The 18,133-nt window shown below is 72.8% G+C and carries 14 protein-coding genes; 5 read left to right on the top strand and 9 right to left on the bottom strand.

What is annotated here, in order from left to right; translation table 11 throughout:
- Positions 1–95: 95 nt before the first annotated feature.
- Together ACWC9T_RS05720 and ACWC9T_RS05715 are read right to left on the bottom strand one after the other, a co-directional pair.
- Positions 96–557: an N-acetyltransferase family protein gene (locus ACWC9T_RS05720; RefSeq protein ID WP_449819776.1), complete on the bottom strand. Its 462-nt coding sequence runs from the start codon at positions 555–557 to the stop codon at positions 96–98.
- Positions 558–656: 99 nt separating this feature from the next.
- The gene (locus ACWC9T_RS05715) at positions 657–1,448 is read right to left on the bottom strand and encodes a VOC family protein (RefSeq protein WP_449819775.1); all 792 of its coding nucleotides are present in this window, start codon (positions 1,446–1,448) and stop codon (positions 657–659) included.
- Between the two features lie 207 nt (positions 1,449–1,655).
- Between ACWC9T_RS05715 and recD2 the strand changes: the two genes are divergently transcribed.
- The 3 genes from recD2 (at position 1,656) to ACWC9T_RS05700 (ending at position 6,675) form a co-directional block, all read left to right on the top strand.
- Positions 1,656–3,899: an SF1B family DNA helicase RecD2 gene (gene recD2, locus ACWC9T_RS05710; protein ID WP_449819774.1), complete on the top strand. Its 2,244-nt coding sequence runs from the start codon at positions 1,656–1,658 to the stop codon at positions 3,897–3,899.
- Between the two features lie 225 nt (positions 3,900–4,124).
- A complete protein-coding gene (locus tag ACWC9T_RS05705) occupies positions 4,125–5,414 on the top strand; it encodes a citrate synthase (protein ID WP_449819773.1) in 1,290 nt (429 codons plus the stop codon).
- Positions 5,415–5,955: 541 nt separating this feature from the next.
- The gene (locus ACWC9T_RS05700) at positions 5,956–6,675 is read left to right on the top strand and encodes an SDR family NAD(P)-dependent oxidoreductase (RefSeq protein WP_449819772.1); all 720 of its coding nucleotides are present in this window, start codon (positions 5,956–5,958) and stop codon (positions 6,673–6,675) included.
- Positions 6,676–6,807: 132 nt separating this feature from the next.
- Here the strand turns inward: ACWC9T_RS05700 and ACWC9T_RS05695 are convergent, their stop codons facing one another.
- The 4 genes from ACWC9T_RS05695 to dhaK all read right to left on the bottom strand — a co-directional run bounded on the left by ACWC9T_RS05695 (position 6,808) and on the right by dhaK (position 11,375).
- Entirely contained in the window at positions 6,808–9,078 is a 2,271-nt protein-coding gene (locus ACWC9T_RS05695) for a heavy metal translocating P-type ATPase (protein ID WP_449819771.1), read from the bottom strand.
- Between the two features lie 69 nt (positions 9,079–9,147).
- The gene (locus tag ACWC9T_RS05690) at positions 9,148–9,366 is read right to left on the bottom strand and encodes a heavy-metal-associated domain-containing protein (RefSeq protein WP_396253727.1); all 219 of its coding nucleotides are present in this window, start codon (positions 9,364–9,366) and stop codon (positions 9,148–9,150) included.
- Positions 9,367–9,718: 352 nt separating this feature from the next.
- The gene (gene dhaL, locus ACWC9T_RS05685) at positions 9,719–10,360 is read right to left on the bottom strand and encodes a dihydroxyacetone kinase subunit DhaL (protein WP_449819770.1); all 642 of its coding nucleotides are present in this window, start codon (positions 10,358–10,360) and stop codon (positions 9,719–9,721) included.
- Between the two features lie 19 nt (positions 10,361–10,379).
- Positions 10,380–11,375 carry a dihydroxyacetone kinase subunit DhaK gene (dhaK, locus tag ACWC9T_RS05680; RefSeq protein WP_449819769.1) on the bottom strand — a complete coding sequence of 332 codons (996 nt, stop codon included), beginning with the start codon at positions 11,373–11,375 and terminating at the stop codon, positions 10,380–10,382.
- Between the two features lie 167 nt (positions 11,376–11,542).
- On the opposite strand from dhaK, the gene dhaM reads away from it, so the two are divergent.
- Complete coding sequence (gene dhaM / locus ACWC9T_RS05675; protein WP_449819768.1) at positions 11,543–11,935, top strand: dihydroxyacetone kinase phosphoryl donor subunit DhaM; 393 nt, start codon at positions 11,543–11,545, stop codon at positions 11,933–11,935.
- 18 nt (positions 11,936–11,953) lie between these two features.
- On the opposite strand, the gene ACWC9T_RS05670 is transcribed toward dhaM, so the two are convergent.
- Complete coding sequence (locus ACWC9T_RS05670) at positions 11,954–13,681, bottom strand: bifunctional 3'-5' exonuclease/DNA polymerase (RefSeq protein ID WP_449819767.1); 1,728 nt, start codon at positions 13,679–13,681, stop codon at positions 11,954–11,956.
- A gap of 168 nt (positions 13,682–13,849) precedes the next feature.
- Here ACWC9T_RS05670 and ACWC9T_RS05665 point away from each other — a divergent pair, with 168 nt between their 5' ends.
- Positions 13,850–15,874 (top strand): M3 family metallopeptidase, encoded by a 2,025-nt coding sequence (locus ACWC9T_RS05665; protein ID WP_449819766.1) that lies wholly within the window; start codon positions 13,850–13,852, stop codon positions 15,872–15,874.
- Here the strand turns inward: ACWC9T_RS05665 and ACWC9T_RS05660 are convergent, their stop codons facing one another.
- Together ACWC9T_RS05660 and ACWC9T_RS05655 are read right to left on the bottom strand one after the other, a co-directional pair.
- Positions 15,875–17,320 (bottom strand): cellulase family glycosylhydrolase, encoded by a 1,446-nt coding sequence (locus tag ACWC9T_RS05660; RefSeq protein WP_449819765.1) that lies wholly within the window; start codon positions 17,318–17,320, stop codon positions 15,875–15,877.
- Positions 17,321–17,465: 145 nt separating this feature from the next.
- On the bottom strand, positions 17,466–18,092 hold the full coding sequence (locus tag ACWC9T_RS05655; RefSeq protein WP_449819764.1) for a TetR family transcriptional regulator: 627 nt from the start codon (positions 18,090–18,092) through the stop codon (positions 17,466–17,468).
- Between the last annotated feature and the right edge of the window lie 41 nt (positions 18,093–18,133).

Below are 18,133 nucleotides of genomic sequence, written 5' to 3'. Positions count from 1 at the left end.
GTACTGCAGGGGGGACCCTGTGGGAGAGTAGGACGCCGCCGAACAATTCTTCAGAAAAGGCCCACCCGGGTTACCGGGTGGGCCTTTTCGCGTTTTCAGAGCTTCAGCTTGAATCCGACGTGCGAGGCCACGAAACCGAGTCGTTCGTAGAAGCGGTGCGCATCCGTGCGAGTCGCGTCCGAGGTGAGCTGGATGAGGTCGGCACCGAGTTCGCGGGAGCGCCCGACGGCCCACTCGATCAGCTCGGTGCCGAGTCCGCTGCCGCGTTCGTCGGCGTGGATGCGGACGGCCTCGATGATCGTGCGGGTGGAGCCCGTCCGGGAGAGGCCCGGGAGCTCCGTGAGCTGCAGGGTGCCGACGACGCGGCCGGCGCGTTCGGCCACCACCAGGTGCTGGTGCGGGTCGCCGTCGATGCGGGCGAAGGCGGTGCGGTACGGGGTGAGGTCGTCGGGGCTCTCGCGGGTGGCGCCCAGCGGGTCGTCGGCGAGCATGGCCACGACCGCCGGCAGATCGTCCTCGCCGGCCCGTCGAATCGTCAGAACAGCCGTTTCAGTCATGATCAGAGACTAGAGCGCCTGGCGTCCCACACCCGCCCTATCTACGCCCGTAGCACCCCTTCACAGCCCTTCTGAGGGGCAATGCGCGGTAATGCGGAGTCACTCCCCGGGCTTGGCGCTCGTGATGACGGCGAAGACGGCTCCGTGCGGGTCGAGCAGCTGGGCGAGCCGGCCGACGCCGTGCACGTCCGTCGCGGGGATCCGCACCTTCGCGCCGAGCGTCTCGGCGATGGCGAGGCTGGCGTCGACGTTGGGGACCTCGAAGTAGGGGAGCCAGTGCGAGCTGGTGCCGCGGGCGGTGTGTTCGGGGCCGAGCTGCATGATGCCGCCGTGGGCGTCGTCGGTGCCTCCGCCGGCCGGGGTGAGGACGGTGTAGAGCACCTCGCCGAGCGGGACGTCCTGCTCCTGCCAGCCGAAGACCGCGCGGTAGAAGGCCTTCGCCCGCTCGGCGTCGATGCTGTAGCACTCGGCCCAGCAGAGGCTGCCCTCGTCGTTGACGAGGTCCAGGCCGCGGGTGTCGTGCGGCTGCCAGACCGCGAAGTCGGCGCCGGTCGGGTCGGTGTAGCCGGCCATCCGGCCTGCCGTGAAGACGTCGAAGGGGGCGAACCGGACGCGGCCGCCGGCCTGTTCGACGAGTTCGGTGGTGCCGTCGGCGTCGAGGGTGGCGAAGTAGAGGGTCCAGCCGGGCAGGGTGTCCTCCCCGACCAGCGGGCCGAGGGCGGCGACCGTGCGGTCGTCGAGCTGGAAGAAGCCGTAGCCGCCGGCCTCGGGGCCGGCCGAGTCGAAGGACCAGCCGAACAGGGCGGTGTAGAAGTCGACGGAGGCCCGGGTGTCGGGGCTGCTCAGGTCGAGCCAGTTGGGGGAACCGGGGCGGTAGGCGGTGTTGAGCATGGCAGCACTGCTCCTCGGAAGGGGCCCGTGCGGGCGCGGGCGCGGTCGAGACCCCCTGGACCTTCCAGCCTGGCACCTCGGAGGGGGCGATGCACGGCGGGCTTCCGCCGGATTCCCGGGACTTTCCCCGGTTCCGGGGTTGTCGGCGAGGAGCGGTACGGTGCGTAACGGAAGGGTCCACCCGTACCGGTCGAAGAGGGGGCTCCGGTGGGCAAGCAGCCGCAGTCGGGGCAGCAGGCGCAGCAGGTGCCGCGCCAGTTGGCGCAGGTCGAGGGTGTGCTGGAGCGGATCACCTACTCCAATGAGGAGACCGGCTACACCGTGGCCCGGGTGGACACCGGCCGGGGCGGGAACGACCTGCTGACCGTGGTGGGCGCGCTGCTGGGGGCGCAGGTCGGGGAGTCGCTGCGGCTGCACGGGCGGTGGGGCTCGCACCCGCAGTACGGGCGGCAGTTCGTGGTGGAGAACTACACGACGGTGCTGCCGGCCACCGTGCAGGGCATCCAGCGCTACCTGGGCTCGGGGCTGATCAAGGGCATCGGGCCGCGGTTCGCCGAGCGGATCGTGGAGCGCTTCGGGGTGGACACCCTGGAGGTGATCGAGAACGAGCCGGGCCGGCTGATCGAGGTGCCGGGGCTGGGGCCGAAGCGGACCAAGAAGATCGCGGCGGCCTGGGAGGAGCAGAAGGCCATCAAGGAGGTGATGGTCTTCCTGCAGGGGGTCGGGGTGTCGACCTCGCTGGCGGTGCGGATCTACAAGCAGTACGGCGACGCCTCGATCGGGGTGGTGAAGAACGAGCCGTACAAGCTGGCGGCGGACGTCTGGGGCATCGGCTTCCTGACGGCGGACCGGATCGCCCAGGCGGTGGGCATTCCGCACGACAGCCCGGAGCGGGTGAAGGCGGGGCTGCAGTACGCGCTGTCGCAGAGCAGCGACCAGGGGCACTGCTACCTGCCGGAGGAGCGGCTGATCGCGGACGGCGTGAAACTGCTGCAGGTGGACGTGGGGCTGGTGATCGACTGCCTGGCCGAGCTGGTCGCGACCGAGGGGGTGGTGCGCGAGACGGTGCCGGGCGACGCGGGGGAGCCGATCACCGCGGTCTACCTGGTGCCGTTCCACCGGGCGGAGATCTCGCTCGCCAATCAGCTGCTGCGGCTACTGCGTTCGGAGTCGGACCGGATGCCGTGGTTCGGATGCGTCGACTGGCCGGTGGCGCTGGAGTGGCTGGCGAAGCGGACGGGGGCGGAGCTGGCGCCGGAGCAGGAGCAGTCGGTGCGGTTGGCGCTGACGCAGAAGGTCGCGGTGCTGACGGGTGGTCCGGGTTGCGGCAAGTCGTTCACGGTGAAGTCGATCGTGACGCTGGCGCTGGCCAAGCGGGCGAAGGTGGTGCTGGCGGCGCCGACCGGGCGGGCGGCGAAGCGGCTGTCGGAGCTGACCGGGGTGGAGGCCTCGACGGTGCACCGGCTGCTGGAGCTGAAGCCGGGCGGGGACGCCGCGTACGACCGGGACCGGCCGCTGGACGCCGACCTGGTGGTGGTGGACGAGGCCTCGATGCTGGACCTGATCCTGGCGAACAAGCTGGTCAAGGCGGTGCCGATGGGCGCTCACCTGCTGTTCGTGGGGGACGTGGACCAGCTGCCCTCGGTGGGCGCCGGGGAGGTGCTGCGGGACCTGCTGGCCGAGGACGGGCCGGTCCCGTCGGTGCGGCTGACCAGGATCTTCCGGCAGGCGCAGCAGTCGGGCGTGGTGACCAACGCACACCGGATCAACGAGGGGAAGCCGCCCCTGACGGAGGGTCTGACGGACTTCTTCCTGTTCGTGGAGGACGACGCGGAGCGGGCGGCCGGGCTGACGGTGGACGTGGTGGCGCGTCGGATCCCGCAGAAGTTCGGCTTCGACCCGCGCCGGGACGTCCAGGTGCTGGCACCGATGCACCGGGGCCCGGCCGGGGCGGGGAACCTGAACACGCTGCTGCAGGCGGCGGTGACGCCGGCCCGGGAGGGGCTGGCGGAGCGGCGCTTCGGCGGGCGGACGTTCCGGGTGGGGGACAAGGTCACCCAGATCCGCAACAACTACGACAAGGGGCGGAACGGCGTCTTCAACGGCACAGTGGGAGTGGTGACCGCCCTCAGCGTGGACGACCAGCGGCTGACGGTGGTTACCGACGAGGACGAGGAGGTGGTGTACGACTTCGACGAACTGGACGAACTGGCCCACGCGTACGCGGTGACGATCCACCGCTCGCAGGGCAGCGAGTATCCGGTGGTGGTGATTCCGGTCACCATGTCCGCTTGGACGATGCTCCAGCGAAATCTGCTCTACACCGCAGTGACCAGGGCTAGGAAACTCGTGGTGCTGGTCGGGTCACGGAAGGCGATCGCGCAGGCCGTACGGGCCGTCAGCGCAGGTCGACGGCATGCTGCGCTCGATCATCGGCTTGCTTCTGGATGATTATCCAACAGGATGGTTGCCTCTAAGGTTCTCTTGACGTGAAGAGATTTACGGCAGAGCCTAGGGTGGTGCCGATCTTGTCCGGTTCGTACCGGCTGCGGCGGCAGGTTTTGTAGGGGCGGGCCCTTCCGGGCCACCCCGGGTGCGCGACTGTCCTCCGGATGGGGGATGGTGGAGACAGTCAGGGCACCTTGGAAGAGGATTCATTTCGTCGGTGAGGAAGACGTGAGCGACAACTCGGTAGTACTGCGGTACCAGGACGGCGAGTACGAGTACCCCGTCGTTGAGAGCACTGCGGGCAACTCCGGCTTCGACATCTCGAAGCTGCTCCCGCAGACCGGCCTGGTCACCCTGGACAACGGCTTCGGTAACACCGCTGCGTACAAGTCCGCGATCACCTTCGTGGACGGCGACAACGGCATCCTTCGGTACCGCGGCTACCCGATCGAGCAGCTCGCAGCGCAGGGCGGCTTCATCGAGACCGCGTACCTCCTGATCAACGGCGAGCTGCCCACCGCGGACCAGCTGGCGGACTTCAACCGCGAGATCACCCAGCACACGCTGCTGCACGAGGACGTCAAGCGCTTCTTCCAGGGCTTCCCGCGGGACGCCCACCCGATGGCCATGCTCTCCTCGGTGGTCGGCGCGCTCTCCACGTTCTACCCGGAGAGCCACAACCCCTTCGACGCGGCCCAGCGCCACCTGTCGACCGTCCGCCTGCTGGCGAAGCTGCCGACGATCGCCGCGTACGCGTACAAAAAGGCGATGGGCCAGCCCTTCGTCTACCCGCGCAACGACCTGAGCTACGTCGAGAACCTCCTGCGGATGACCTTCGCGGTCCCCGCCGAGGACTACGAGCTCAACCCGGTCGTCGTCAACGCGCTGGACAAGCTGCTCATCCTGCACGCGGACCACGAGCAGAACTGCTCGACCTCCACCGTGCGCCTGGTCGGCTCCAGCCACGCCAACCTGTTCGCCTCGATCTCGGCCGGCATCTCGGCCCTGTGGGGCCCGCTGCACGGCGGCGCCAACCAGGCCGTGCTGGAGATGCTGGAGAGCATCCAGAAGGACGGCGGCGACGTCGACGCCTTCATCACGAAGGTGAAGAACAAGGAAGCCGGCGTCAAGCTGATGGGCTTCGGCCACCGGGTCTACAAGGCCTTCGACCCGCGCGCCGCCCAGGTCAAGCTGCTCGCGCACGAGGTCCTCGGTCAGCTCGGCAAGAGCGACGAGCTGCTGGACATCGCGCTCAAGCTGGAGGAGCACGCCCTCAAGGACGACTTCTTCATCTCGCGCAAGCTGTACCCGAACGTGGACTTCTACACGGGCCTGATCTACCGCGCCATGGGCTTCCCGACCAGCATGTTCACCGTGCTGTTCGCCCTCGGCCGGCTGCCGGGCTGGATCGCCCACTGGCACGAGATGATCAACGACCCGACCAGCCGCATCGGCCGTCCGCGTCAGATCTACACCGGCACCGCGATCCGCGACTACGTCGAACTCGACCAGCGCTGACGCGCCGCGGGTGAGACGGAGAGGGGCCCGGCCGCTGCTGAGCGGCCGGGCCCCTTCGCCGTCCCCGCGCCCCGGACCCGGAAGGGACCGCGCGGGGACGGAACCTACAGCGCACGACTCCGGGGCCGGCCGCAGTCGGGGACGGCCGCTCAAAGCGTCCCTGACCCGCCGCAACCCCGGCGCCGTGCGCGAAGGCCGTCGAGACCGACGACCGTACCCGGGGCCCGCCGGAGCCCCGTCGGCGACAGCCGCTGGATGAGGGACGCGTTGCCGTTGATCACGCCCCGGCCCATCGGAAAAACTGCCGCACTACCAACCTAAGACGTATCAGGGTGCGAGAAGTTACGCCCGGGGGGTGTGAGCTGCCTCTCGCCACGCTCCGTAGGCGCGCCGTTCCGTGCTCATACCACACCTTCCCTCGCGCCCGACGTCACCCTCCCCGCAGCCACGGCGACCGAGCGTGATAGGAATCGTGGCATTCCGGTACGGACCGCCGCGCACCCTTGCAGCGCGGCGGCGGAACTGGGGAGGGAGTGCGCAGATGGCCAGGAACATCGTTGTCACCGGCGGTGGCACGGGAATCGGGTACGAAGTCGCGCGGCGGTTCGCCGAGGCGGGCGAGCACGTGGTGATCGTCGGTCGGCGCCGTGAGGTCCTGGAGAAGGCCGCGGTCGGCCTCGGACCGAACGTCACCCCGCTGGTGTGTGACCTCGCCGACCCGGACGCGGTGGAGGCCGCGCTCCACGACCTGCCCGAGCGGATCGACGTGCTGGTGAACAACGCCGGAAGCCGGGAGACCGTCGTCGGCGGCGGGCCGCACGCCCTGCTGGCCCGTTGGCGCGGCGACTTCGAGCGCAATGTGCTGACCGTGGTGCTGCTGACCGAGTCGATCCGGGACCGGCTCACCCCCGGCTCCGGCCGGGTGGTCACCATCAGCTCCATCGCCGCCCTGCGCGGGGCCGGCTCGTACGGCGCCGCGAAGGCCTCGCTGCACGCCTGGAACCACTTCCTGGCGGCCCAGCTGGGGACCTCGGGGATCACCGCCAACATCGTCGCGCCGGGGACGGTCAGCGGCACCGAGTTCTTCGGACCGCGGCTGGACGAGGCAGAGGTGGCCCGCCGGGCGGCGCGCACGCTGCTCGGCCGGATCGGTGAGACCGGTGAGGTCGCGGCGGCGGTGCACTTCCTCGCCTCGCCGGAGGCCGGGTTCATCACCGGCGAGATCCTGCACTGCAACGGCGGCGAGCTGCTGGGGCGTTGAGGCATGAGCGAACGCGGTGAGCGAATCGTTCGAAGGTGCGCATGGGCGAATGCCCCTGCCGAGCGAAGCGGGGCGGGCGCATGAGCAGGGGCCCGGACCGGGGTCGGTCCAGGCCCCTCGCGCTGCCCGGCCTCAGGCGGGCTGGAAGCGGCGCAGCCGGAGGCTGTTGCTGACCACGAAGACCGAGGAGAAGGCCATCGCGGCCCCGGCGATCATCGGGCTGAGCAGTCCGGCGGCGGCCAGCGGGATCGCCGCCACGTTGTAGCCGAACGCCCAGAACAGGTTGCCCCTGATGGTGCCGAGGGTGCGGCGGGAGAGCCGGATGGCGTCGGCCGCGGAGCGCAGGTCGCCGCGGACCAGGGTGAGGTCGCCGGCCTCGATGGCGGCGTCGGTGCCGGTGCCCATCGCCAGGCCCAGGTCGGCCTGGGCGAGCGCGGCCGCGTCGTTGACGCCGTCGCCGACCATTGCCACGACCTTGCCCTCGGCCTGCAGCCGCTTGACGGTGTCCACCTTGTCCTCGGGGAGCACTTCGGCGATCACGTCCCGCGGCTCGATGCCGATCTCGGCGGCCACCGCCTCGGCCACCGCCCGGTTGTCGCCGGTCAGCAGGACCGGGTGCAGGCCGAGCGCCCGCAGCCGGGCGATCGCCTCGGCGCTGGTGGGCTTGACCGCGTCGGCGACCTCCAGGACGGCCCGGGCCTCGCCGTCCCAGCCGACCGCGATCGCCGTGCGGCCGGCCGCCTCGGCCCCGGCCTTGGCGCGGGCCAGGACGGTCGGCAGGTGCTGCGCGCGGTCGGCCAGTAGGGCCTCGTGCCCGGCCAGCACGGTGCGGCCGTCCACGACACCCTCCACACCCCGCCCGGGCACGTTGTGGAAGCCCTCGACGGGCGGCAGCCCGCCGGTGCGCTCGGCGGCGGCATCGGCGACGGCGCGGGCGATCGGGTGTTCGGAGGCGTGCTCCACGGCCCCGGCCAGGCGCAACGCCTCGCTCTCGGTGACGCCGTCCACGGTGTGTACGGCGACCAGGGCCATCCGGCCGGTGGTGACGGTGCCGGTCTTGTCCAGCACGACGGTGTCGACCCGGCGGGTGGTCTCCAGCACCTCGGGGCCCTTGATCAGGATGCCGAGCTGGGCGCCGCGGCCGGTGCCGACCAGCAGCGCGGTCGGAGTGGCCAGGCCCAGGGCGCACGGGCAGGCGATGATCAGCACGGCCACGGCGGCGGTGAACGCCTCGGTGGGGTTGCCGGTGGCCAGCAGCCAGCCGACCAGGGTGGCGAGCGCGATCAGGATGACCACCGGGACGAAGACGGCGGAGATCCGGTCGGCCAGGCGCTGGGCGGCGGCCTTGCCGTTCTGGGCCTCCTCGACCAGCTTGGCCATCCGGGCCAGCTGGGTGTCCGCGCCGACCCGGGTGGCCTCGACCACCAGGCGGCCGCCCGCGTTGACGGTGGCGCCGGTGACGGTGTCACCGACGGCGACCTCGACCGGGACGGATTCGCCGGTGAGCATCGAGGCGTCCACGGCGGAGCTGCCCTCGACCACGACGCCGTCGGTGGCGACCTTCTCGCCGGGGCGCACCACGAAGCGCATGCCGACCGCCAACCGGTCCACCGGCAGCCGGATTTCGTGTCCTTTCTGGAGGACGGCGACGTCCTTGGCGCCGAGGTCGAGCAGGGCGTGCAGGGCGGCGCCGGCCCGGCGCTTGGAGCGGGCCTCCAGGTAGCGGCCGAGCAGGATCAGTACCGTGACGGCGGCCGCGGTCTCCAGGTAGAGGGTGGAGGAGGCGTCGGTGTCGCCGATCGGGAACGAGAAGCCGTGGTGCATCCCCGGCATGCCAGCGTGGCCCCAGAACAGCGCCCAGAAGGACCAGCCGAAGGCGGCCAGGGTGCCGAGCGAGACCAGGGTGTCCATGGTCGCGGCGCCGTGCCTGAGGTTGGTCCAGGCGGCGCGGTGGAAAGGCAGGCCGCCGTGGACCACGACCGGGCCGGTGAGCGCGAAGGCCAGCCACTGCCAGTTGGTGAACTGCAGGGCGGGGACCATCGACAGCAGGACCACCGGGGTGCTGAGCACGGTGCTGACCAGCAGCCGGTCACGCAGGGGGTCGGCGGCGGGTCGCTCGGGGGCGGCGGTGGCGTCGGCCGGCTCGGGGGCGACCGGGGTCGGTGGCGGCGGGAGCTCGGCGGTGTAGCCGGTCCGCTTCACGGTGGCGATCAGGTCCTCGACCGAGACGCCAGGGGCGAAGTCGACCCGGGCCTTCTCGGTGGCGAAGTTGACGGTGGCCTCGACGCCGTCCATCCGGTTGAGCTTCTTCTCGATCCGGGCCGCGCAGGAGGCACAGGTCATCCCGCCGATCGACAGCTCGACCCGGTCCCGGGCCCCGATGTCCGGGGCGGACGTGCTCATTGCGGATCAGCTCCTTGGTGGGGGCGTACGGCGGGGCCGCTGTGCCGGGCCCCGCCGTACCGTGGCGGCTCAGGCGCTGCGGCCGACCAGCTCGTAGCCGGCCTCGTCGATGGCGGCGCGGACCTGCTCTTCGTCCAACGGAGCGGCGGAGGAGACCGTCACGGTACCGGCCTGGGCGTCGGCGGCGACCTCGGTGACACCGGTCAGCGCGGAGATCTCCTCGCTGATCGCCTTCTCGCAGTGGCCGCAGCTCATGCCGGACACGGTGTAGGTGATGGTGCTGGACATCGGGGCCTCCGGAGGGTCGGTGCGGGTTCTCGCGCGGTGTGGTTTCCGTCTCTGACAACACCATACCCCTCAGGGGTATTTCCCAGGGGGGTGGGTGAGGTGGATCGCATCGTAGGCGACGGGGGCGGTCGGGCCGTGGAGGAGGGGTGCTGGATCGGTGCCGTAATCGTCTCTTATGTTCGATATGTTTTTATATCCGCCGCGCCCAGTCGCGCTCGGTCCACCGCCGCCGGACTGCCTTCGGCGGGGCGCGGCTCGGGAGGCTTCCGCTTCCGTGCGGTTCCCCGCGCCCGTTCCGGGGCCCGGGGAACCGCACGAGGGGGAACAGGGGGGAGAGCGACGGCGGCGGGACTCAGCCGGCGGTGACCTCGGCGAGGGCGCGGAAGAGGAGGGCGGTGGAGGTGGCGCCCGGGTCCTGGTGGCCGATGCTGCGTTCGCCGAGGTAGGAGGCGCGACCCTTGCGGGCCTGGAGCGGGACGGTGTCGCGGGCGCCCTGGTCGGCGGCCTCGGCGGCGGCCGCGGCCGCCTCGGGGAGGGCGGCGCCGGTGGCGGCCGCGTGGCGGAAGGCGGCGACGGCCGGGGTCCAGGCGTCGACGATGGTCTTGTCGCCGGGTCGGGCCTTGCCGAGGGCGCGGATCGCGTCCAGGCCGGCGGACAGGGCCTCGGCGACGGTGGCCGGGTCGGCGGGCTCGGGAAGGGCGGCGCCGACGGCGCGGAAGGCCTTGCCGTAGAGCGGGCCGGAGGCGCCGCCGACCTTGGAGATGAGGGTGGTGCCGGTCTTGGTGAGGATGGCGCCGGGGCCGGCCGGCTGGAGGCCGTCCAGGGCGGTTAGGGCGGCGGTGAAGCCGCGCTGGAGGTTGCTGCCGTGGTCGCCGTCGCCGATCGCGGAGTCCAGTTCGGTGAGCCGGGCCTGCTCCTTCTCGACGGCCGCGGCGATCGCGCGGATCCAGGCCTCAGCCAGGGAGACATCGAACAGCGGGGTGCCGAAGTCCATCGAATCTCCTTCGAACGACTCAGGCCCGCTTGAGGGCGGGGGTGTCGACCGGGGCGTCCCAGAGTTCCAGCAGCTGGGCGTCGGCCTTGGTGAGGGTGAGTGAGAAGCCCGCCATGTCCAGGCTGGTGACGTAGTTGCCGACCAGGCTGCGGGCCACCGTGATGCCGCGTTCGGCGAGCCGGGCGGCGACCTCGCCGTAGACCACGTACAGCTCCAGCAGCGGTGTCGCGCCGAGGCCGTTGAGCAGGGCGATCACCTCGTCGCCCGGGGTCAGGTGGTGGTCGGTGAGGATGGTCTCGACCACCTCGGCGGCCAGTTCGCGGGCCGGGCGGAGCTTCTCGCGGCGGCGGCCGGGTTCACCGTGGATGCCCACACCGACCTCGATCTCGTCCTCGGGGAGGTCGAAGCCGGGCTTGCCGGCGGCCGGGACGGTGGCGGCGGTGAGCGCGATCGCGAAGGAGCGGGAGGCGGCGTTGACCCGCTCGCCCAGGGCCGCCACCTCGTCCAGGGTGGCACCGCGCTCGGCCAGTGCGCCGGCGGTCTTCTCGACCAGGACAGTCGCGCCGGTGCCCCGGCGGCCGGCCGTCCAGGTGGAGTCCTCGACCGCGACGTCGTCGTTGACCAGGACAGTGCGGACCTCCAGGCCCTCCTCGGCGGCGAGTTCGGCGGCGAGCTCGAAGTTCATCACGTCGCCGGTGTAGTTCTTCACGACGAAGACCACCCCGGCGCCGTTCTCCACCGCCTTGGCGGCGGCCAGCACCTGGTCCGGGACGGGCGAGGTGAACACCTCGCCGGGGCAGGCGGCGTCGAGCATGCCGGGGCCGACGAAGCCGCCGTGCAGCGGCTCGTGGCCGGATCCGCCGCCGGAGATCAGCGCGACCTTGGGGCCGGCCGGGCGGGCGGCCCGGGTGATCACCCGGTTGGGGATGTCCACCGTCAGCTCGGGGTGGGCGGCGGCGACCCCGGCCAGCGCGTCCTCCAGGACGCTCTCGGGGGTGTTGATCAGCTTCTTCAACGCTCTTCGCTCCCTTGGGTGACCTGGGTGACCTGGGTGAGGCCGCTACAGCTGCGGACGCTGGTGGACCCGACGCTACGCCAGACGGGGGTGCCGGGCACGGGGTGCGACACGCGCGATCCGGTCACTCTCCCGGAGCAGTGGGATGGGGCCGTAGGGTCGCAGGCATGAGCGAACACGTGGGCATTGTTCTGGTTTCGCACAGTGCCAAGCTGGCCGCCGGGCTGCGCGAGCTGCTCGGCGAGCTCGCCCCGGACGGCGTGCGGGTGGTGGTCGCGGCCGGGACGGAGGACGGCGGGCTCGGTACCAGCTACGAACTGATCGCCGGGGCGATCGCGGAGGCGGACGGCGGGGCGGGCGTGGTCGTGCTGCCGGACCTCGGCAGTTCGGTGCTCACCGCCGTGACCGTGCTGGAGGACGAGCCGCGCCCCGGCGTGAAGCTGGTGGACGCGCCGTTCGTGGAGGGCGCGGTGGCCGCCGCCGTCACCGCCTCCACCGGGGCGGGGCTGGCCGAGGTGGTCGCGGCGGCCGAGGACGCGCGCACGTTCCGGAAGATCTGAGCCCGGAAGCTGCAGCGGCTACTTGGCGTCCGCGTAGCAGTCCACCACCGCCGTGCTGAGCGGAAACCGCACCGGGGTGTCGCCGAACACCAGCCGCCGGGCCTCGTCGGCGGCCTCGGTGACGACGGCGGCCACCTCGTCGGCCAGGTTGGTCGGGGTATGCACGATCACCTCGTCGTGTTGGAAGAACACCAGGTGCGGGCGGTCCGCCGGGTCGGCCACCGGCAGTTCGCCCAGCCGTCGGCGCAGCGCGGCGAGCAGGGCGAGCGCCCAGTCGGCGGCACTGGCCTGGATGACGAAGTTGCGGGTGAACCGGCCGCGGGCGCGGGCGGTGCGGCCGCCCGCCTCGCCGGCGGTGTCGGCCTCGGTGAGGTCGAGGAAGTCGGCGGAGGCGGGCGGGCAGACCCGGCCGAGCCGGGAGGTGACCACGCCGCCGTCCTCGCCGGTGCGGGCGGCGGCCTCGACGTAGCCCATCGCGGCGGGGTAGCGGCGGCGCAGGGTGTTCAGCAGCGGGCCGATGTCGCCGCTGGTCTGCCCGTACATGGCGCCGAGCAGGCCGAGCTTGGCCTTGTCCCGGTCGCCCTGGAAGGCGCTGGCGGCGAGTGCCTCGTAGAGGTCGCCGCCGGCCGCGGTGCGGGCCAGTCCGGCGTCCTGGGAGAGCGCGGCGAGCACCCGCGGCTCCAGCTGGGCGGCGTCGGCGACCACCAGCAGCCAGCCCGGGTCGGCGACCACGGCGCGACGCAGGATGCGCGGGATCTGCAGGGCGCCGCCGCCGCGGCTGGCCCAGCGGCCGGAGACCACGCCGCCGACCACGTACTCGGGCCGGAAGCGGCCGCCGCGGGCCCAGGCGTCCTGCCAGGCCCAGCCGTGGGCTACGTGGATCCGGGACAGCTCCTTGTAGCGGATCAGCAGCTGGGCGGCCGGGTGGTCGATGCGCCTGAGCTCCCAGGAGCGGGTGGAGCCGAGCTGGATGCCGGCCTCGGCGAAGGCGCGCAGCACCTGGGTGTGCGAGTCGGGGTTGAAGGGCTTGGCGCCGAGGGCCTGTTGGAGTTCGACGGCGAGTTCGGCGAGCCGCCGGGGCTGGGTGCCGGGGACGGTCGGGCGCGGGCCGAGCAGTTCGGTCAGCAGGTGGTCGTGGATGTCGGCGCGCCAGGGCAGGCCGTCGTGGGCCATCTCGGCGGCCGCCAGCGCGCCGGCCGACTCGGCGGCGACCAGCAGTCGGAACCGCTGCCGGGCGGCCGGGTCGGCGATGGCGGCGATCCGGCGCTGCTGCTCGGCGTGGACGGCGACCACGGCGGCCAAGGGGTCGACGCCGGGCGGCAGTTGCAGCCGGTCGGGGGCGAACAGGGTGTCCTGCCCGTCGTCGGCGTCGGCCAGGCCCGGCTCGGGCAGGTCGTCCGGGACGGGCAGGCCGCGCAGCCGGGACCAGGCGGCGCCGAGCGAGCGCGGCGTGCCGACGCGGCCCTCGTGGCCCAGCAGCAGGGCCTCGACCAGCCGCAGGTCGTGGCAGCGGGCGAGCCGGCCGGGCAGCCGGGGCAGCAGCGGGGCGTACCCGGAGTCGGCGGCGGCCCAGACCCAGCGCGGCCCCGGCAGACGATCGCTCCCGGCGGCCTCCCGGGCGGCGACGGCGGCGGCGAGGTCACGGACGGCCTCCGGCGGGCCGAGCGGTGCCCCGGCGTCGTCCAGCGGCTGGAGGCGGCCGCCGGGGCCGTGTGGGTCGGGCGCGACGGCGGTTCTGGGGGCCACGGGGGCTTCTCCTCTCCGAGGGGCGGTCTGGCGTGCGGGTGGGGGCACGGGCGTGCGGGCCGACAGGTCCGCGGTGTCGACGTTAACGGGTGGGTCCGACAACCGGGGCCTGTCGTCTGGGTCGGGGACGTATGGGCACGCGGGGTGACACCGCGTATGGTCGGCGAAATGACCGAGAACCCGTTCTTCACGCCCAGCCCCCTGGTCTACCAACTCCCGCCCTACGCCGAGATCCGGCAGGAGCACTACCTGCCCGCCTATGAGCGCGGGATGGCCGAGCAGCTGGCCGAGATCGCGGCGATCACCGACACCCGCGCGCTGCCGACCTTCGAGAACACCCTGGTGGCCCTGGAACGCTCCGGCGAGTTGCTGAGCCGGGTGGACGCGGTGTTCCGCAACCAGTCCTCCTCGGACACCACCGACCTGCTGGACGAGGTGGAGGCGAAGGTGAGCCCGCTGCTCGCCGCCCACCACGACGCGATCCACCTGGACCAGAAGCTGTTCGCCCGGATCGAGGCGTTGTACGAGGCCCGGGCCGGCCTGGAGCTGGACCCGGAGTCGCTGCGGCTGCTGGAGCGCTGGTACACCGCCTTCGTCCGCTCGGGCGCCCGGCTGGGCGAGGCCGAGCAGGCCCGGCTGCGCGAGCTGAACGCCGAACTGGCCGCGCTGGGCACCACGTTCCAGCAGAACGTGAACGCCGCCACCCGCGCCGCCGCGCTGGTCGTGGACTCCGCCGACGAGCTGGCTGGGCTGTCCGAGGGCGCGATCGCCGGCGCCGCGGAGAACGCCCGGGTGCTCGGGCACGAGGGCAAGTACGTGCTGAGCCTGAAGAGCCCCTCCAACCAGCCCGAACTGGCCCAGCTCAGCGACCGTTCGGTGCGCGAGCGGCTGCTGGCCGCCTCGCTGGCCCGCGGCGTCGAGGTCAACGGCCCCCTGGCGATCCGGATGGCCGGGCTGCGCGCCGAGCGGGCCGCGCTGCTGGGGCACCCGAGCCACGCCGCGTACGTGGTGGCGGACGAGACGGCCGGGACGGTGGAGGCGGTCTCCGGCCTGCTGGCCCGGCTGGTGGAGCCGGCCGTGGCCAACGCCCGCCGGGAGGCCGCCGAGCTGGCCAAGGTGGCGGCCGCGGACGGGATCGAGGAGATCGCCGCGCACGACTGGGCGTACTACTCGGAGAAGGTCCGGCAGGCCTCCTACCAGGTGGACGCGGCGGCGCTGCGCCCGTACTTCGAGCTGGAGCGGGTGCTGAAGGACGGCGTGTTCTTCGCCGCGAAGCTCGCGTACGGGCTGACCTTCACCGAGCGGCCGGAGCTGACGGCGCACCACCCGGACGCCCGGGTCTTCGAGGTGTTCGAGGAGGACGGCAGCTCGCTGGGCCTGTTCATCGGCGACTTCCACGCCCGGGCGTCCAAGCGCGGTGGCGCCTGGATGGACGAACTGGTCGGCCAGTCCGGGCTGACCGGGCAGCGGCCGGTGGTGCTGAACAACCTCAACATCCCGCGTCCGGCGCCCGGTGAGCCGGTGCTGCTCAGCTGGGACGAGCTGCGCACGCTCTTCCACGAGTTCGGGCACGCGCTGCACGGGCTGTTCTCGGACGTCACCTACCCGCTGTTCGCGGGTACGGCGGTGCCGCGGGACTTCGTGGAGTTCCCCTCGCAGGTCAACGAGATGTGGATGGTCCGCCCGGAGGTGCTGGCCAACTACGCCCGCCACCACGAGACAGGGGAACCACTGCCGGCCGAGCTGGTCGAGCGGATGACGGCGGCCGAGGGCTTCGGTCAGGGCTTCCGGACGGTGGAGTACCTGGCGGCGACGCTGCTGGACTGGGCCTGGCACACCCTGCCGCAGGGCCACGAGGTCGCGGACGCCGAGGAGTTCGAGGCGCGGGCGCTGGCGGACGCCGGGATCGCGGTCCCGGCGATCCCGCCGCGCTACCGCACGCCGTACTTCCAGCACATCTTCTCCAGCGGCTACAGCGCCGGGTACTACGCGTACATCTGGTCGGAGGTGCTGGACGCGGACACCGTGCAGTGGTTCGAGACCAACGGGCGGTCGGTGCGGGAGAGCGGTGAGCTGTTCCGGCGCGAGCTGCTGGCGCGCGGCTTCAGCCGGGACCCGCTGGAGTCCTTCCGCGCGGTGGTCGGCCGGGCGCCGGAGACCGGGCCGCTGCTGGCCCGCCGGGGGCTGGCCTGATCACGGAGCTGTGAGCCCGACCGTCACCGGGGTGCCCGGGTGGGCGTGCGGGAGCCGGATCCGTACCGTTCCGGCGCGTCCGTCCGCGGGCTGCTCGACCTCGACCCGGGCGCCGGCGGGGGAGGCGGCGACCCGGGCGCCGTGCGGGAAGGCGGCGGGCGGCAGCACGAGTTCGCTGGCGCGCCCGGTGCCGTCGGACGCCCAGCGGACGGTGGTGCCGGTGGTGCGGACGTCCGTTCCGGCGACGGCCACCGGGTACGGGCCAAAGGCGGGCCCGTCCCCGGGGGCGGGGTGCCCGGCGGGGTCGAGCACGCAGTAGCCGCCGGTGCCGCGGCACCAGTACCACATGGTCCAGCCCTCGGCGAAGCCGTCCATCGCGGCGAGCTGCCGGCGGACCAGCAGGGTGTTGCCCGGGGTGCGGGAGTCGGGCGGGCCCCACTCGCCGACCAGGACCGGCAGGCGGTTCGCGGTGGGGTAGCCGGTGATCGCGGCGGTGTACTGCTCGATGAAGCCGTCGGCGGGGTTCCAGTCGGCGCCGTTCTCCACCGCGGTGTCGTAGAAGTGCGGGGCGTAGCCGAGCCGGGGCGCGCCCGGGCGGGGGTCGGTGAAGCCGGGCAGCCGGGTGGGTACGCCTTGGCCGACCAGGACGGTCGGTTCGACGAACAGCCAGGCACGGGAGTCGACGCGGCGGACGGCGGCGATCAGGCGGCGGTACATGTCGGCGAGTCGGCCCTGTTCCAGGGCGGCGGAGGCGGCGGCGAGCACGGCCGGGTCGGTCGGGTCGCCGTCCACCGGGCCGAACGGCTCGTTGAACAGGTCGTAGCCCAGCAGTGAGCGGTGGCCGCGCAGTTCGCGGGCGAGCCGGGTGTAGAAGTCGGTCTGCCAGGCGCGCAGGTCGGGGTCGTCGTAGAGGTGGCGGAAGGCGGCCTGGACGGCGGGTTGGAAGTAGCCGGCGAACCAGTCGTTCGGGTCGGGGGTGAAGGGCAGGCCGTCGTCGCGGGTGGCCCAGACCGGGATGCCGTTGGTTCCGCCGCCGAACTTCGGTCCGTAGACGTCCTGGTGGAAGTCGACCAGGACGAGCAGGCCCAGGCGGTCGGCCCACCCGAGGAGTTGCTGCAGCCGGTGGAGTTCGCCGGGGTCGAGCCGGCCGTGCCGGGGCTCCAGCCTGGTCCAGGAGATCGGCAGCCGGACCAGGGTGAAGCCCTGGGCGGCCAGGGACTTGAGGTCGGCCTCGGTGGCCTCGGCGTACTTGTCGAGGTTGAAACCGCGCAGCTGGAGGTGCCGGCCCCGGGCGTCGGTGAGCGCGGTGCGGCCGTCGGGGGCGGTGGCCGTCCCGGTGGGGAAGCGGTCCCGGTGCCCGCCGTGGTCGGAGGCCGAGGCCGGGGTGGCGGTCAGGGCGGCGGTGGCGGCGAGCAGCAGGGCAACGGCGGTGCGGCGCAGGCGCATCGGGGACCTCGCACGGCGGGGGGTGGGGCCCCGATGATGCCGGTGGCGGCGAGGGCGGCACAAGGGTGGTGCACGAAACGGGAGTTCAGGTCACGGCAGTTCGGCCGGCGGCAGTTCGGCCGACGGCGGGTCAGGGCGCGGCTGGTCAGTCCGCGGCGGGCTCGACCGGGGTGGGCGGCAGGACGGCGGTCGGCAGGTCCGCGGCGGCGGCCAGGCGGCCCCAGAGCAGGTCGGCCAGGGCCTGCACCATGCGGGTGCGTGAGCAGGGCTTGCTCTCCAGCCACCAGTCCCCGGCGGCCAGCACCATGCCGGTGATGCCCCGGCCCCAGGCCTCGGCGAGCAGGCCGCGGTCGGCGCCGAGGTCGACCTGGCTCTGTACGGCCCGGGTGATCTCCTCGGCGATCTGCTTGAGGGCGGGGGCGAGCGCGTTGCCGGCGCCGCTCGGGTCACCGGGCTCGGGGTGGGTGAGCAGCCGGTAGACCTGCGGGCGGGCCTCGATCCCGGCGAGGTAGGTGTCCAGGACGTGCTCGACCCGGTCGCGGCGCTCCAGCGGTTCGGCCAGGGCGGCCCGGATCGCGGCCAGCAGGCCGCCGGTGTGGCGTTCGGTGAGCGCTCTGATCAGGCCGTTCCGGTCGCCGAAGTGCCGGTAGAGGATCGGCTTGGTGATGCCGGCCTCGGCGGCGATGGCGTTCATGCTGGCGCTCGGGCCCTCGCGCTGGATGACCCGGTCGGCGGCGTTGAGCAACTGCTCGCGGCGGGGCTCTCGGGACATGCGCTGCTCCTCGGGGTCGGGGCCGGGGTCGGGGTGGGCGG

Source organism: Kitasatospora sp. NPDC001159 (genome assembly GCF_053598235.1).
The sequence above is the reverse complement of the archived record's forward strand: the minus strand, read 5'-3'. Positions and strand labels throughout refer to the sequence as shown.